The following is a 16,413-nucleotide window of genomic DNA, read 5'->3' on the forward strand; positions in this document are numbered from 1 at the left end:
CGGCGTGGTTGGTTAATATCGCGCCCGTCTAATTACAGGGAAACAGCACCATGCAACGCACACCACTGATCGCAGCGAACTGGAAAATGAACGGTTCAGCCGCACTGGTTGAGGAAATGGTCGAGGTGTTAACGGCGCTACCGTTAGCAGAGCAAGCTGTTGTGGTGTGTCCACCAGCCACGTTGTTAACACGCTTCCCTGCACTGTGTAATTTTGCTCTTGGCGGGCAGACATTAAGCCATGAAATAAGCGGTGCTTTTACCGGTGAACTCAGTGCTGATTTGCTGCAGGAAGCCGGAGCCAGTTATGTAATTGTCGGACATTCAGAGCGACGTGCGCTAAATGGCGAAGGTAATGAACTTATCGCGGCTAAATTGGCTCGAGCTGTTGGAGCAGGTTTAACACCGATACTGTGTGTTGGTGAATCTGCAGCCGAGCGGCAGCAAGAAAAAACGCAGCAGGTTCTTGCACGGCAACTTGATGCGGTGTATGCTTCGCAGCCCGAATTACTGGCGAAATCAGTGATTGCGTATGAACCCATCTGGGCGATTGGCACAGGTGAGTCGGCAACGCCAGAACAGGCGCAAACGACACATGCATTTATCAGGCAGCATCTGGCCAGGTACAATACGCAGTCAGCAGTAAGGGTAAAATTATTGTATGGCGGCAGTGTTAATGCAGACAATTTTGCTGCATTATTTCGCCAAGCTGATATAGACGGTGCTCTGGTAGGCGGCGCAAGCCTCAAACCAGCAGAATTTGCGCAAATTTGCCTTGCAGTTACAAAAGGTGCAAAGGAATAAGCATGTACGAAGTTTTGATAGTAGTTTATTTGTTAGTTGCCATAGCTTTAATTGGCTTGGTGTTAATTCAGCACGGTAAAGGTGCTGACATGGGTGCTGCTTTTGGTGCTGGCGCTTCTGCTACCGTATTCGGTTCTTCAGGCACGGGTAATTTTCTTACCAAAACCACCACTGTATTGGCCACTATCTTTTTTGTGTTAAGTATTGTGCTGGGTAACTACAGCGCTGGCAGCAAAAAAGTTGATGCCTGGGACGATTTGTCAGTACCAGTTACTGAGCAAGTTGAACCGAAAAAAGACGATACCAGCGATATTCCTGTAGGTAACTAATCCTCTTAATTTAGCCGAGGTGGTGAAATTGGTAGACACGCTATCTTGAGGGGGTAGTGTCTTCGGACGTGCGGGTTCAAGTCCCGCTCTCGGCACCAAATTTATCAGCAGTTTGCCAAGGCAATGCTTGCGATAAGCCAGTCAGCGCTATATAATAAGCGCCAATTACGGACGCGGGATGGAGCAGCCTGGTAGCTCGTCGGGCTCATAACCCGAAGGTCGTCGGTTCAAATCCGGCTCCCGCAACCAACTTCTTATGAAGTGATTAGATTTTCAATTAACATTGGCGATATGTTAGTTGATTGGATGCCCATTCGCCCCGCTAGTTCGGGGCGTTTTCGTATCTGCAGACTCAGTTTTACGCAGTAATGGGCTAAACGCCCTTTTTTTATTTACTGTTGTTGCCACTGTTACTGACAAAGTAGCGGGTTACAGCAGAATTTCCGGAGGTCTCGTTGACTAAGCAAGAACAGACACTGACAGAGTTATTGCTGCCGACCGTTGAAGCCGCAGGCTTTGAGTTGTTGGGGCTCGAACTGGTGCAGGCTGGTCGTCACTCAACTTTACGGCTGTATATTGATCATGCGGATGGCATCAATGTTGACGATTGCGCGCTGGTTAGCCGCGAAGTGAGTGCCATTTTAGATGTGGAAGATCCAATCACCAATGAATACCTGCTTGAGGTATCTTCACCTGGTCTGGATCGGCCATTGTTTACACCCGCACATTTTCTGGCGGTAGTAGGGCAAAAAATTGAAGTAAAACTGGCTATTCCACAGGATGGCCGGCGTAAGTTTAAAGGCATACTAACAGCTATTGAAGACGATATGTTGATAGTGGAAGTAGATGGCAAACCCTATCGTTTGCTGATGGATAATGTAGATAAAGCAAACGTGGTACCGGTGTTTTAAGGTATCGGGGCAAAGCGAGGCAACACACAATGGCAAAAGAAATATTATTAGTTGTTGATGCAGTTTCAAACGAAAAATCTGTGCCACGGGAAAAGATTTTCCAGGCACTGGAGTTTGCACTGGCAGCGGCCACCAAGAAAAAGAATGAAGGCGATATTGAAGTTCGCGTTAGCATTGACCGTAAAACCGGATCTTATGAAACGTTCCGTCGTTGGGAGGTTATTCCGGACGATCAGGTGCAAGAGCACCCATACCGCGAAATGACGTTATCGGCGGCGCAGTACGACGACCCTTCGGTAAAGATTGGCGATTACTACGAAGAGCAAATTGACTCTATCGAGTTTGACCGTATTACTACCCAGATGGCCAAGCAGGTAATCGTACAGAAAGTACGCGAAGCCGAGCGTTCACAGGTAGTAGAAGCTTATATTGACCAGGTGGGTGAATTAGTTACCGGCGTGGTGAAAAAAGTAAACCGTGACAGCATCATTGTTGATTTAGGTAACAACGCCGAGGCGATGTTAGGCCGTGATGAAATGTTACCGCGTGAAACCTACCGCCCGGGCGATCGTATTCGTGCGTTGTTGTTTGAAGTAAAACCGGAAGCGCGTGGTGCTCAGCTGTTTTTAAGCCGTTCACGGCCGGAAATGCTGCTGGAATTGTTCCGCATTGAAGTGCCGGAAATCGGTGAAGAAATGATCGAACTGCGTGGTGCTGCCCGTGACCCGGGCGCCCGTGCCAAAATTGCCGTTAAAAGCAACGACCGTCGTATTGACCCGGTAGGCGCTTGCGTGGGTATGCGTGGTTCACGTGTGCAGGCCGTATCGAACGAATTGGCCGGTGAGCGCGTTGATATTGTGTTGTATGACGATAACGATGCGCAGTTTGTTATCAATGCCATGGCTCCGGCTGAAGTGGCCTCGATCATCGTTGATGAAGATACGCACTCAATGGATATCGCGGTAGAAGATGCCAACCTGGCAATGGCCATTGGCCGTAACGGCCAAAACGTACGTTTAGCCAGCCAGCTTACCGGCTGGGAACTGAACGTTATGTCGGTTAGCGCCATGAAACAAAAACACCAGGAAGAAACCGCCAAGGTACGTCAGGTATTTGTTGATGCACTGGAAATTGACGAAGACTTTGCCGATGTGCTGGTAGATGAAGGTTTCGCTACACTGGAAGAAATTGCTTATGTACCAATCAGCGAGCTGTTAAGCATCGATGGTCTGGACGAAGCGACCGTGGAAGAGCTGCGTGGCCGTGCCAAAGCAGTATTAACCACCCGCGCTCTGGCTAGTGAGGAATCACTGGAAGATGCGCAACCCACTGAAGCGCTGTTAGCGCTGAAAGAATTAGATACCCACACGGCCTATGTTCTGGCCAGTAAAGGGGTAACAACGTTAGACGACCTGGCAGAGCTGGGTGTAGACGATTTACTGGAAATAGCCCCCATGTCGGAACAACAAGCCGCCGACCTGATTATGGCAGCCCGTAATATCGTTTGGTTTAGCGAAGAAAATAAGTAGTCAACGGAGGTAACAACACAAATGGCAGAAGTCACTATAGAAAAGCTAGCCAGTGATGTCGGTACTACTGTTGAGCGGTTAGTGCAGCAATTCGCTGATGCCGGTATCAGTAAAGCAGCCGGTCAGGTAGTCAGCGAAGATGAGAAAAAATCCCTGCTGGAACATTTAAGTGCTCAGCATGGTGGTAAGTCGGCAGAACCTGCGCGTTTAACATTAAAACGCAAAGAAAAAACCACACTAAGCGTAGCAGGTGGTGCAGGTCGTAACCGCGAAATTCAGGTTGAAGTGCGTAAGCAAAAAACTTACGTGAAAAAGCCGATGATTGACGAAGCGACTTTAAAAGCGCAGGAAGAAGCGCGCGTGGCAGAAGAAAAAGCCCGCGCCGAAGCTGATCAGGCCCGTGCTGAAGCAGATCGTAAAGCGAAAGAAATTGCTGCAGCTAAAGCAAAAGAAGAAGCCGAGCGCAAAGCTGCCGAGGCGAAACGTCGCGAAGATGCTAAGCAGGCCCAGCTGTTAAAAGACGATCCGGAAGAAGCGGCGCGTCGTGCAGCGAAAGAAGAGGCGCGTAAAGAAGCTGATCGTATTCGTCAGCAACAAGAAGCTGAAGCACTGCGTAAGCTGGAAGAAGAAGCCGCTAAGCAGGCAGAAGCTGCGCGTAAACTGGCCGAAGAAAACGGCGAGCGCTGGGCACAGGAAGAAAAAGCCAAACCAGCGGATACCGACGATTATCACCTGACCAGCAACGAATTTGCCAAACAGGCAGAAGACGAAGTAGACGCTAAAGAAGAGCGGGCAGGCCGTCGCGGTGCCGGTAAAAAGGCGCCGGTTGTTAAAGGCAAGAAAAAAGACGATGCCAATGACAAAGAAGCTTTTAACCGTGCTAACCGTCATTCAAAGAAAAAGAAAACCCCAACCAGTATGCAGCATGGTTTTAATAAACCTGCTCAGCCGGTTGAGCGCGAAGTAAAAATTGGCGAAACCATCACTGTAGCTGAGCTGGCTGCCAAAATGGCCGTTAAAGCGTCTGAAGTGATTAAAGTGATGATGAAAATGGGCGCTATGGCGACCATTAACCAGGTGATTGATCAGGAAACTGCGGCTATTGTCTGTGAAGAAATGGGCCACAAGTTTACCCTGACCAAAGAAAACGAGCTGGAAGAAGCGGTAATGTCTGACCGCCAGGGTGAGGGTGCTCTGGAGCCTCGTGCGCCGGTAGTCACGGTTATGGGCCACGTTGACCATGGTAAAACCTCACTACTGGATTATATCCGTAAAGCTAAAGTAGCAGCCGGTGAAGCCGGTGGTATTACCCAGCATATCGGTGCTTATCATGTTGAAACTGACCGAGGTATGGTGACTTTCCTTGACACACCAGGCCACGCGGCATTTACGTCAATGCGTGCCCGTGGTGCCAAGGCAACCGATATCGTTATTCTGGTTGTTGCAGCCGATGATGGCGTAATGCCACAAACCAAAGAAGCTATCCAGCATGCGAAAGCCGCCGGTGTGCCAATCGTGGTTGCTGTGAACAAAATGGATAAGCCAGAAGCTGATCCGGATCGTGTACGTAACGAACTGTCGCAATTCGATGTTATTTCTGAAGAGTGGGGCGGTGATACGCAGTTTGTACCAGTGTCGGCAAAATCCGGCATGGGTATTGATGATTTACTTGAAGCCATTCTGAACCAATCTGAGCTGCTGGAATTAAAAGCGGTTAAAGAAGGTTTGGCCCGCGGTGTGGTTATTGAATCACGTCTGGACAAAGGCCGCGGCCCGGTAGCGTCTATCCTGGTACAGGAAGGTACGCTGAAACAGGGCGAAATCGTACTGTGTGGTTTTGAATACGGCCGGGTTCGTGCGATGCGTGACGAAAACGGTAAAGAAATCAAAACGGCCGGCCCGTCTATTCCGGTAGAAATCTTAGGTTTATCCGGTGTACCACAAGCCGGTGACGAAGTAACCGTGGTTAAAGACGAGCGTAAAGCACGTGAAGTAGCACTGTATCGTCAGGGTAAATTCCGTGATGTTAAGTTAGCGCGTCAGCAGAAGTCTAAGCTGGAAAACATGTTCGCTAATATGACTGAAGGCGATGTGTCAGAGCTGAACATTGTACTTAAAGCAGACGTACAAGGTTCTGTTGAAGCTATCATTGAATCATTGATGAAGTTATCTACCGACGAAGTGAAAGTGAAAATTGTTGGTAGCGGCGTGGGTGGAATTACTGAAACCGACGTTACGCTGGCAGCAGCTTCATCTGCGATTGTTATCGGCTTTAACGTCCGTGCCGATGGCACAGCGCGTAAACTGGTAGAAGATGAAGGCCTCGACTTACGTTACTACGGCATCATTTATGAGTTGTTAGATGAAGTGCGCGCCGCCATGACCGGTATGTTAGCGCCTGAGTTTAAACAACAAATTATCGGCCTGGCACAGGTACGTGATGTGTTCCGTTCACCTAAGTTTGGCGCTATAGCCGGCTGTATGGTAACGGAAGGTGTGATTAAACGTAATGCACCTATCCGTGTACTGCGTGACAACGTGGTTATTTTTGAAGGCGAACTGGAATCGCTACGTCGCTTTAAAGATGACGTTAGTGAAGTACGTAACGGCTTTGAATGTGGTATCGGCGTGAAGAACTACAACGATGTGCGCGAAGGCGATCAGATCGAAGTGTTTGAAGTAATACAGGTTGAACGCACCCTGTAACAGGCAACGCAGCAATAAAACAGGGGCCTTTGGCCCCTGTTTTGTCTGCAACAGACAGTGGAAATACAGTTATGAAAGAATTCTCGCGCGTCGACAGACTGTCGCAGCAAATGAAAAAAGAAATGGCGGTGATCCTGCAACGCGAAATTAAAGACCCGCGCCTGCACAGTATGATTACGGTGTCAGACGTTGAGGTATCTCGCGACTTATCTCACGCCAAAGTGTTTGTGACCTTTTTAGGCCTGGCCGATGATAAGGTTGAGGACAATCTTAAGATCCTTAACGATGCCTCTGGTTTTGTCCGCAGCTTAATCGGTAAACGTATTCAGGCGCGTATCGTGCCGCATATCCGCTTTGCCTTTGATGAATCATTAAACGAAGGCATTCGCATGGCAACCTTAGTTAGCACTGCACGGGCTGAAGATGACCGTCGCAGACTGCAGTCAGGCCAGGCACTGGATGATGTGGCTGACGCTGCCGACAGCACCGATAACAGCAGCGACGAGCCGGCAAACTAATGGCACGGAAAAATGCCCGGGCCGTTAATGGCATTTTATTGTTAGACAAGCCGCTGGAAGTTAGCAGCAACGGTATTTTACAGCGCGTGCGCTGGCTGTTTCAGGCACAAAAAGCCGGCCATACCGGTGCACTGGATCCTATGGCATCCGGTTTGCTGCCAATCTGTTTTGGCGAAGCCACCAAGTTCAGCCAGTTTTTACTTGATACCGATAAAACCTATCTGGTTACGGCTAACTTTGGTATTCGTACCAGCACCAGCGATGTTGAAGGCGAAGTAATAAGCGAAAAACCGGTGCAATTTAGCCAGGCTGAGCTGGAGCAAGCGCTGACGGCGTTTCGCGGTGATATTTTGCAGGTGCCTACGATGTTTTCGGCACTTAAATATCAGGGCCAGCCGTTATACCGCTATGCCCGCCAGGGGATTACCGTACCGCGTGAAGCCAGACCAATTAGTATTTTTCGCTTTGAGTTGCTGAAATTCAGCGGCAGCACCGCCGATTTTATTGTGCATTGCTCTAAAGGTACTTATATCCGTACGCTAATAGATGACCTGGGCGAAGCGCTTGGTTGCGGTGCCCATGTTGGTGCCTTGCACCGCACGCAGGTTGGGCCTTTTAGTGCTGCGCAAATGGTTACGCCGCCGCAGCTGGATGCACTGGCAGAGCAATGCCATGCCAGTGGCGATTTTAGCAATATGGATGCGCTGCTGTTACCACTGGACGCCGGTATTGTAAATATGCCTAAGCTGGTCCTGACAGAGCAGGAGCAACACCGGCTACAGCATGGCCAGAACTGTCAGGTAACAATAGCTGATATTGCCGCCATTAAACTACATGGCGCTGGCGATAACTTCTTTGGTATTGGCCAGGTTGAACAAGGCGTGCTGAGCTCGCGGCGCTTATTAAATACCGCCACATTACCCTAAGGGTGTTGTAGCAGAAACGCCTTGTAAAAAAGCAGTAAAATGCTATTATACGGCGGATTTTTTGGGGTCTGCTGGATGAGTGATCGGCGATTCCCTGACTATAGTTCACTCACATTTGGAGTTAAATATGTCTTTAAGCGCTGCTGATAAAGCAAAAATCGTTGCTGACTACGCTGTTAAGCAAGGCGACACAGGTTCACCAGAAGTACAGGTAGCACTGTTAACTGCTTCTATTAACCACCTGCAAGGCCACTTCGCCGAGCACAAGCATGACTTCCACTCACGTCGTGGTTTGCTGCGTATGGTTAGCCAGCGTCGTAAGTTACTGGATTACTTAAAAGGTAAAGACCAGAGCCGTTACGCCACACTGATTGAGCGTTTAGGCTTACGCCGTTAATCGGTTTAAGTAAAAAAGGGGCTTTTAAGCCCCTTTTTTTAATTCAGCTTGCCAGCGTGCAGACTATTTTTCTCTAAAGTTAACGATTGACTGAACTATCTTTGTGCTTTGGTTACAGAGTATACTACGTAAGAATTAAACGACAAAAATGACATCGCAATTAGGCGATTAAGTAAAGGAAACAAACACGTGACTCCCATCGTAAAATCATTCCCGTTCGGCCAACATACTTTCACCTTAGAAACCGGCGTTATCGCCCGTCAGGCAGATGCCGCAGTGCTGGCCAGCCTGGGTGATACGTCAGTTTTAGTAACGGTAGTGGGCAAGAAAGAGGCCAAACCAGGCCAGGATTTCTTCCCGTTAACGGTAAATTACCAGGAAAAAATGTACGCGGCCGGCCGTATCCCGGGTGGTTTCTTTAAACGCGAAGGTCGCCCGTCAGAAGGTGAAACCTTAACTTCACGTTTAATCGACCGGCCTATTCGTCCGCTGTTCCCTGAAGGCTTTAACAATGAAGTTCAGGTTATTGCCACTGTTGTGTCAGTACAGCCGGAAATTCAGCCAGACATCGTGGCGTTAATCGGTACTTCTGCTGCGCTGGCGTTGTCAGGCATTCCGTTTGCCGGCCCTATCGGTGCTGCCCGTGTTGGTTATATCAATAACCAGTACGTACTGAACCCGTCAGAAGAAGAGCTGAAAAGCTCTAAGCTGGATTTAGTAGTAGCCGGTACTGCCGGTGCGGTATTAATGGTTGAATCCGAAGCAGGTATTCTGTCTGAAGACGTAATGCTCGGTGCAGTAATGTATGGCCATGAGCAGATGCAAACCGCCATCAATGCCATTAACGAATTTGCTGCTGAAGGCGCTAAGCCGAAGTGGAACTGGCAATCACCGGCGAAAAACCTGCCGTTAATTGAAAAAATTGACGGCCTGGCGCGCGCGCAACTGGGTGAAGCTTATCAGATCACTGAAAAAGCCAAGCGTTATGAGCGTATCGGTGAGATCAAAGCCGCGTTAGTAGAAAAACTGACTGCTGAGCTGGCCGAAGGCGAAGAGCTGAATAAAAACGAAGTAGGCGAGATTTTCCACGAGCTGGAATCTAAAGTAGTACGTGGCCGTATCACCAAAGGTGAACCACGTATCGACGGCCGTGACCCGGAAATGATCCGTGGCTTAAGCGTAATGACTGGCGTATTACCACGTACCCACGGTTCAGCACTGTTTACCCGCGGTGAAACTCAGGCGCTGGTAACAGCCACTTTAGGTACAGCGCGTGATGCACAAAACATCGACGATTTGTTAAGTGCTAAAACCGACACCTTTATGCTGCACTACAACTTCCCGCCGTACTGTGTGGGTGAAACCGGCATGGTAGGTTCACCTAAGCGTCGCGAAATCGGCCACGGCCGTTTAGCCAAGCGTGGTGTATTAGCGGTAATGCCTGATTTCAATGACTTCCCGTACACAGTACGTATAGTGTCAGAAATCACTGAATCTAACGGTTCAAGCTCTATGGCATCAGTATGTGGTTCTTCTTTAGCCCTGATGGACGCCGGCGTACCTATTAAAGCCTCTGTGGCAGGTATTGCTATGGGCCTCGTTAAAGAAGGCGACGATTTCGTTGTACTGTCTGACATCTTAGGTGATGAAGATCACTTAGGCGATATGGACTTTAAAGTAGCCGGTACTACCGAAGGTATTACCGCACTGCAAATGGACATTAAGATCGACGGTATTACCAAAGAAATTATGCAAATTGCACTGAAGCAAGCTAAAGCTGCCCGTTTGCATATTCTGAACGTAATGGACCAAGCCATCAGCGGTCACCGCGAAGAGATGTCTGAATACGCCCCGCGTATTTACACCATGAAGATTAACCCGGAGAAAATCCGCGAAGTTATCGGTAAAGGTGGTGCGGTAATTCGTCAAATCACAGAAGAATCAGGTACTACTATCGAGCTGGAAGATGACGGCAGCATTAAAATTGCCGCAACTACTGCTAAAGCCGCACAAATCGCTATCGACAAGATCAACGCTATTACCGCCGAGATTGAAGTGGGTACCATTTATGAAGGTGAAGTAGTACGTATCGTTGACTTCGGTGCTTTTGTTAACGTACTGCCTGGCAAAGATGGTTTAGTACATATTTCGCAAATCTCTGATGAGCGCGTAAACAATGTATCTGAGCACTTAACAGTTGGCCAGAAAGTGGCTGTTAAGGTACTTGAAGTTGACAAGCAAGGTCGCGTACGCCTGAGTATCAAGGAAGCCACCGCTAAACCTGCTACTGAGTCTGCTAATGTTGAAGAAAATGCCTGATAGGCTGTTACGCCGTGCAGCGCCTCTGGCGCTGCTGGTAACATTACTGGGTGGTTGTGCAACCACTCAGTCGGCTACTACTGGAGGCTGGCTAACGCCAGAGCCTCTGGCGGTATCTTACCGTACTGAACTGGCTATCGCCCGCTTAACTGAAATTCTGTACCGCGCCGAGCTATCAGAAGAGCAATCTGCTCAGCTGTATTACGATCGCGGTGTAATGTATGACAGTGTGGGCCTGCGATCGCTGGCCCGGCTGGATTTTTTAAGAGCGTTGCGGTTAAAACCCGATATGGCAGATGCATACAACTTTGTTGGCATTCATCATACCGTTAGCGGTGATTTTGACTCAGCATACGAAGCTTTTGATTCTGCGCTGGAGCTGGCACCTGAGCACGAGTTTGCTTATTTAAACCGTGGCATAGCATTGTATTATGCCGGTAAAACAGAATTAGCCGTAGGCGATTTTGAACGCTTTCTGGCGTTAAAACCGACCGATGCATATCGTGTAATATGGCTATATCTGGCGCAAAGCGAACTATCTGCAGAGCAGGCGCAGCAGCAATTGCAGCAGCGTGCACTGATATTGGATCAGGCCGAATGGTCTACTAATATTGTGCGGTTTCTAGCCGGGGAGATGACAGAAAGCGCTTTACTGGACTCGGTAATGCAGGATTTATCTGGCCCGCAGTTACTGGCAGAGCGCTTATGTGAAGTGTATTTCTATCTGGCCAAGTGGCATGAAAGCAAGCAACAACCCGAGCAAGCGCTGGAGTACTATAAAAAAGTACTGGCAACCAATGTATTCGAGTTTGTTGAACACCGTTATGCCCGGTTAGAAATGGCAAGGTTGCGTGGTGAAAACACCAGCCCTGAAGGTTTCGATGAACCTTAAGTGGTTTATCAGTACGCGAATTAAAAGCCAGCTTGCTGGCTTTTTTGCATTTATATTACTCAGCGCCTGCCAACCCGCGCCTGATGGTGAGGCAGTGCTGATGCAACAGGCGCAAACAGACGCTGGCGCGGCCATGACATTAGCGCGCCAGCGGTTAGCCAACGCCGAGTATGACGCCGCACTGCACTGGATGCGCCAGGCGGCGCATTTAGGTGATAGCCAGGCTTTGCAACATGCATTGCAATTACAGCAGCGCCAGCAAGGGCGGCTTGCTACAGCACAGTGGCTACAACAGCAGCTTGATAGTAACACCATGGCAGTAAGCGCTGTTTCGGCTGCCCAGCGCGCAGAGTTGGGGCTGTGGCAGGGTAATAACGCAAGCTCTGTTGGTTATCAGCACCCGCAAGGCTGTCAGTTAACCTTGCAACCTGTTGCCAGCCAGCAAGCCGGGGTGGATACCTGGCAGCAACTATTGCAGCAATGGCAAAATGACGCCCAGTTGTCGCAATTAGCAGTATGTTTTTTACCCCTGCATACCATCAACAGCACCTCACTGCAGTGCTCAGAAGACAGCAACAGCCTGCTGCAATGCCGTTATCAGGCGCTGGAACAACTGGTCGCTAATGGCGATTTCAGCCAGTTAGTGGTGGTGGCCGGGCGGGGTAAAGCCAGTTATAACAACGGTATTTTGCAACTTCCAGATAACGCCAGCCTGGCGCTGTTGCGTCATGAATTTATGCATATACTCGGTTTTATCGACGAATATCAGCTGCCTGAAGCCACAGCACAGCAGCTGTGTAGAAGCGGAAAGTTTTACCCTAATATTATTGTTACAGAATCGGCTAATGCAGACGTTGCAGCCTATTTGCAGCAATGGCAGCTCGGTGCAGAGGATATCACCTTAACGGCGGTAGAGAGCTGCAAACATACGTCTTGGCAGGCATATCGGGTGGTGGCAGAAAGTAATCTGATGCGCTCTTTTGAGCTGCAGATGCCGCCGCTGTATTTTCAGCTGGCACAGCAAATCCTGAAACAACCGCAAGAGCTGATGCCGGTGCAGTATTACTTTGCCTATCTGGCCCGGCAGCAACAAAACTGGCAACGCTGGCAGCATTATATGCAGCAGGCCTCAGAGCTGGGCTACAGCGAAGCCCAACAAGCGCTGGCACCCTGATCAGCCGGCGCTTAGCTCAGACAACTCACGGCTTAACAGCTCAGCGTCACCCAGATTAAGCTCCAGTAAGCGGCGCAGGTGCGATACGCTTTCAATATCAATTTTCTCGCAATGTAAGCCCACTACAGTATCAGATGCATGCGCCACACTAACTTTCATACTTAATTCTATCGGCAGCTCATTAAGCAGAATGCGCAGTAACATCAGCTTGGGCAACGAGGGGGGCCAATCGGCAGGCTTTTTAATCAAAGCGCCCTGCAATGACAAATCCAGCACTTCAGTGGCCAGGCTATGGCTGCCAATATCCAGATGGGCTTTACCCTGAAAGCTCACCCGGCTAAATCGTCTGTGTTCCATGGTTTTCCCCTTAAAGTTGTAAAGAAGCATAGCGGCTTTTCACCGAAACAACAGCATGCAGTGCCGGCCAGTATAAACCTGCTATCGCAGCAACGAAAGTGCTGCAAGTTGTTGTTGGTAAAAGCTGAGTAAGTTAAAGCGGGTGCTTGCGGATATAAAAGTGTGCATCAGTGTAATAGATTAGCGCTGTAATCACAGGCGACACAGCAATAAAAAAATGCGCTATAAAACGCATTTTTTTGCACAACAACAGGCCTGCTGATGGTTAGCTAATATCTTCACCGGCTGCCTGGCGATCTGCATGATATGAAGATCGCACAAAGGGGCCGCTGGCGACGTGTTTAAAGCCGAGTTCATAAGCAATACGTTTAATTTCGTCAAATTCGGCCGGGGGCATGTACCTTTTTACCGGTAAGTGGTGCTTACTCGGTTGCAGGTACTGGCCTACGGTCAACATATCAACATCGTGCTCGCGCAGGTCTTTTAATACTTCGATCAGCTCTTCGGTGGTTTCACCCAGGCCGACCATTAAACCGGATTTGGTCGACACTTCAGGATGGGCGGCTTTAAAGCGTTTTAACAGCTGCAGTGACCACTTGTAGTCGGCACCCGGACGGGCCAGCTTGTACAGCCTCGGCGCTGTTTCCAGGTTGTGGTTAAATACGTCTGGTGGTGTCTGGGTTAAAATATCCAGCGCGGTGTCCATACGGCCACGGAAGTCAGGTACCAGTACTTCAATTTTAATGGTTGGGTTATGTTTGCGGATTTCGCTGATACAGTCGGCAAAATGCTGGGCGCCGCCGTCACGTAAGTCATCGCGGTCAACCGAAGTGATTACCACGTATTTTAACTTCATATCGCGGATGGTTAAAGCCAGTTTTTCCGGCTCTTCGGCACTTGGTGGCAATGGCCGGCCATGGGCAACGTCACAAAACGGGCAGCGGCGGGTGCAGATGGCACCCAAAATCATAAAGGTAGCAGTGCCGTGGTTAAAGCATTCGGTCAGGTTAGGGCAGGCGGCTTCTTCACATACAGAATGCAGGCCGTGCTTGCGCAGGGCGCCTTTAATCTGATCGATGCGCTCTGAGCTTTTTGGCAGTTTGATCTTCAGCCACTCAGGTTTACGCAGCATTTGTTCTGGCTCGGTTGGCAGCACCTTAATAGGAATTAAGGCCATTTTGTCAGCGTCGCGCAGTTTAACGCCCGGTTCCATACGTGCAGTTTTAGTCATTTTGCCAATCTAACCCTGTAGTGTGCTGCAGTGTGGCTACATTCAGTTGCTGCGAAAAACACTGCACTATTCGTTGTTTGGCCTCTGCAATGCTTTGCGGGCCGCCTAAATCTTTACTTTGGATCATTTGTAATCCGGCATAACCACAGGGGTTAATGCGTGAAAACGGGCTTAAATCCATATCTACATTCAGTGCCAGGCCGTGAAAGGTGCAACCTTTGCGTACCCGCAGCCCTAAAGAGGCAATTTTACCACCGTCAACATAAACACCGGGCGCATCAGGCTTGGCGTAGGCATTAATGCCATAAGGCGTCAGTAACTGAATAAGCACCTGTTCCAGCAGTGTTACCAACTGGCGTACACCCATATTACGCCGCTTTAAATCCAGCAGCACGTACACCATTAACTGGCCCGGGCCGTGATAAGTTACCTGGCCGCCACGGTCTACTTTTACCACCGGAATATCACCGGGGAACAGCAAGTGTTCTGCTTTACCGGCCTGGCCCTGGGTAAATACGGGGTGGTGCTCCAGCAGCCATAGCTCATCGGCGGTGTCGCTATTACGCTGATCAGTAAATTGCTGCATGGCCTGCCACACTGTGGTGTAGTCCTGCACGCCAATCTCTCTGATGATCAGTTGCTCTGCTACCGTTGGCTGTGTTGTCACCTGTTGTCCGGCCTGCTGTGAAACGCTGTGCATTATACCGCCTTATGCGCGCAATACGAATGGCTGAGTTGCAGGTACTGGCTTACAGTACGTAACGCACCAGTTCAATTTTGCCAAGCTCGGTGTACAGCAGTTCAATATGCTGCTTGCTGGTAACTGTTACGCTAACCGAAACCGCATGATAAGTGCCTTTGCTGCTGGGTTTAACGGCCGGGCTGTAGTCACCGGCGTCAGTGTGCTGGCGCACAACGGCCATTACATGGTCTACCAGGGCGTCATCGGCCACGCCCAGTACTTTAAAACTGAACTGACAGGGGAATTCCAGATATTCATCAAACTTAGTGTCTTTAACTTCGTGCGCCATTTTTGTCTCACTATCACGGCGTTTGCCGTTGCCTTACCATTTTGGCCTGATTGTAACAAAAAATCCCGGCTATTGCCGGGACTTAGAACGCTATAATCTGGGCGAATTAATTAAACTGCATTTTAATATAATCAATCATCCGGCTGAAGAAACCGCCTTCGGCTACGTCTTCCAGCGCCACCAGCGGATAAGTTGCAATATCTTCACCATTAAGCTTCAGGTAAATAGTACCCACCTGCTGGCCTTTGGTTATGGGGGCAAGCAGTTGCTGATTCAAGGTAAAATCGGCCTGCAGGTTTTTACGCTGGCCGCGTGGAATAGTAACCTGCGCTGATTGCAGTATGCCTAACTGAATATTTTCTTTGTCGCCTTGCCAGATACGTTGTTCAGCAAATTTTTCCCCGGCCTGATAAGGTGAAAAGGTTTCAAAAAAGCGAAAACCGTAAGTAAGCAGCTTTTTATTTTCGGTCTGGCGCGCGCGTTCGCTGTTAGTGCCCATAACAACAGACACTAAACGCATACCGTCACGGGTGGCCGAGGTAATTAAGCTAAAGCCGGCTTCGCTGGTGTGGCCGGTTTTAATGCCGTCTACTTCCAGGCTGCGATCCCACAACAGCGAGTTACGGTTGTACTGTTTAATGTTGTTGTAGGTAAATTCTTTTTCGGCATATAAAGCGTATTCATCCGGTACATCGCGGATTAACGCGGCTGACAATTTGGCCATGTCGCGCGGGGTAGAGTAGTTCTCGGCACTTGGCAGGCCGTGGCTGTTGCCAAAGCGGCTGCTGGTCATGCCCAGGCGCTGGGCATGGGCGTTCATTAAGTCAACAAAGGCGCTTTCGCTACCGGCAATATGTTCTGCCAGTGCCACACAGGCGTCGTTACCAGATTGAATAATAATGCCTTTGTTTAAGTCGGCTACCGATACTTTAGTGCCTACTTCAATAAACATTAACGATGAACCAGGGAAGTTTTTCGCCCAGGCATTTTCACTGATGGTCACCATATCTTCGTTGGTGATATTGCCATTTTTCAGCTCGGTGCCAATAACGTAGCTGGTCATCATCTTGGTTAAACTGGCCGGGGCCAGTGACATGTCGGCATTTTGCTCGGATAACACCTTGCCGGTATCAAAATCGATCAGAATATGGCCTTTGGCTGCAACTTCAGGTGGCTGCGGAATAACCGTCTGGGCAATAGCAGACAAGCTGAAGCTGGCACTGGCAAGGGAAACGGCGGCGACGGCAAAAATATGGCAATAACTTTTCATGAGACCTGTTCTTTTTTAAT

16 protein-coding genes and 2 tRNA genes are annotated in these 16,413 nt (G+C 49.4%); 13 read left to right on the forward strand and 5 right to left on the reverse strand.

From position 1 onward, the window contains the following. Window positions 1-50 precede the first annotated feature (50 nt). From tpiA to AR688_RS03015, 13 genes are all read left to right on the forward strand, one after another. Window positions 51-803 carry a triose-phosphate isomerase gene (tpiA, locus tag AR688_RS02955; RefSeq protein ID WP_068228902.1) on the forward strand — a complete coding sequence of 251 codons (753 nt, stop codon included), beginning with the start codon at window positions 51-53 and terminating at the stop codon, window positions 801-803. A gap of 2 nt (window positions 804-805) precedes the next feature. Continuing rightward, entirely contained in the window at window positions 806-1,132 is a 327-nt protein-coding gene (gene secG, locus AR688_RS02960; protein ID WP_068228905.1) for a preprotein translocase subunit SecG, read from the forward strand. Window positions 1,133-1,145: 13 nt separating this feature from the next. Further along, window positions 1,146-1,230: transfer RNA gene (locus AR688_RS02965), tRNA-Leu, on the forward strand. Window positions 1,231-1,304: 74 nt separating this feature from the next. Then, window positions 1,305-1,381 (forward strand) — tRNA-Met (locus AR688_RS02970). 206 nt (window positions 1,382-1,587) lie between these two features. Next, on the forward strand, window positions 1,588-2,043 hold the full coding sequence (gene rimP / locus AR688_RS02975; protein WP_068228908.1) for a ribosome maturation factor RimP: 456 nt from the start codon (window positions 1,588-1,590) through the stop codon (window positions 2,041-2,043). Window positions 2,044-2,072: 29 nt separating this feature from the next. Continuing rightward, on the forward strand, window positions 2,073-3,572 hold the full coding sequence (gene nusA, locus AR688_RS02980; RefSeq protein ID WP_068228912.1) for a transcription termination factor NusA: 1,500 nt from the start codon (window positions 2,073-2,075) through the stop codon (window positions 3,570-3,572). A 21-nt stretch (window positions 3,573-3,593) separates the two neighbouring features. After that, window positions 3,594-6,278: a translation initiation factor IF-2 gene (gene infB / locus AR688_RS02985; protein WP_068228916.1), complete on the forward strand. Its 2,685-nt coding sequence runs from the start codon at window positions 3,594-3,596 to the stop codon at window positions 6,276-6,278. Window positions 6,279-6,349: 71 nt separating this feature from the next. Beyond that, window positions 6,350-6,796, forward strand: a complete 447-nt coding sequence (rbfA, locus tag AR688_RS02990) for a 30S ribosome-binding factor RbfA (RefSeq protein WP_068228919.1) — start codon at window positions 6,350-6,352, stop codon at window positions 6,794-6,796. Next, a complete protein-coding gene (truB, locus tag AR688_RS02995) occupies window positions 6,796-7,722 on the forward strand; it encodes a tRNA pseudouridine(55) synthase TruB (protein ID WP_068228921.1) in 927 nt (308 codons plus the stop codon). The genes rbfA and truB overlap by 1 nt, the downstream gene beginning before the upstream one ends. A gap of 127 nt (window positions 7,723-7,849) precedes the next feature. Continuing rightward, window positions 7,850-8,119, forward strand: a complete 270-nt coding sequence (rpsO, locus tag AR688_RS03000; RefSeq protein ID WP_068228924.1) for a 30S ribosomal protein S15 — start codon at window positions 7,850-7,852, stop codon at window positions 8,117-8,119. A 189-nt stretch (window positions 8,120-8,308) separates the two neighbouring features. Then, window positions 8,309-10,438, forward strand: coding sequence for a polyribonucleotide nucleotidyltransferase (pnp, locus tag AR688_RS03005; RefSeq protein ID WP_068228927.1), 2,130 nt, complete (start codon window positions 8,309-8,311; stop codon window positions 10,436-10,438). Then, on the forward strand, window positions 10,419-11,330 hold the full coding sequence (gene nlpI / locus AR688_RS03010) for a lipoprotein NlpI (RefSeq protein ID WP_197412091.1): 912 nt from the start codon (window positions 10,419-10,421) through the stop codon (window positions 11,328-11,330). The genes pnp and nlpI overlap by 20 nt, the downstream gene beginning before the upstream one ends. Further along, window positions 11,320-12,504 (forward strand): hypothetical protein, encoded by a 1,185-nt coding sequence (locus AR688_RS03015; protein WP_068228930.1) that lies wholly within the window; start codon window positions 11,320-11,322, stop codon window positions 12,502-12,504. The genes nlpI and AR688_RS03015 overlap by 11 nt, the downstream gene beginning before the upstream one ends. Here AR688_RS03015 and AR688_RS03020 read toward each other — a convergent pair whose 3' ends face one another. From AR688_RS03020 to AR688_RS03040, 5 genes are all read right to left on the reverse strand, one after another. Then, entirely contained in the window at window positions 12,505-12,861 is a 357-nt protein-coding gene (locus tag AR688_RS03020; RefSeq protein WP_082694653.1) for a PilZ domain-containing protein, read from the reverse strand. A 265-nt stretch (window positions 12,862-13,126) separates the two neighbouring features. Beyond that, window positions 13,127-14,092 (reverse strand): lipoyl synthase, encoded by a 966-nt coding sequence (gene lipA, locus AR688_RS03025; protein WP_068228933.1) that lies wholly within the window; start codon window positions 14,090-14,092, stop codon window positions 13,127-13,129. Then, window positions 14,085-14,792: a lipoyl(octanoyl) transferase LipB gene (lipB, locus tag AR688_RS03030; protein ID WP_068228936.1), complete on the reverse strand. Its 708-nt coding sequence runs from the start codon at window positions 14,790-14,792 to the stop codon at window positions 14,085-14,087. The genes lipA and lipB overlap by 8 nt, the downstream gene beginning before the upstream one ends. A 49-nt stretch (window positions 14,793-14,841) precedes the next feature. Next, window positions 14,842-15,123, reverse strand: coding sequence for a DUF493 family protein YbeD (gene ybeD, locus AR688_RS03035; RefSeq protein ID WP_068228938.1), 282 nt, complete (start codon window positions 15,121-15,123; stop codon window positions 14,842-14,844). A 106-nt stretch (window positions 15,124-15,229) separates the two neighbouring features. Then, entirely contained in the window at window positions 15,230-16,393 is a 1,164-nt protein-coding gene (locus tag AR688_RS03040) for a serine hydrolase (protein ID WP_068228941.1), read from the reverse strand. Between the last annotated feature and the right edge of the window lie 20 nt (window positions 16,394-16,413).

Source organism: Rheinheimera sp. EpRS3 (assembly GCF_001513785.1).
Lineage (GTDB): Bacteria > Pseudomonadota > Gammaproteobacteria > Enterobacterales > Alteromonadaceae > Alishewanella.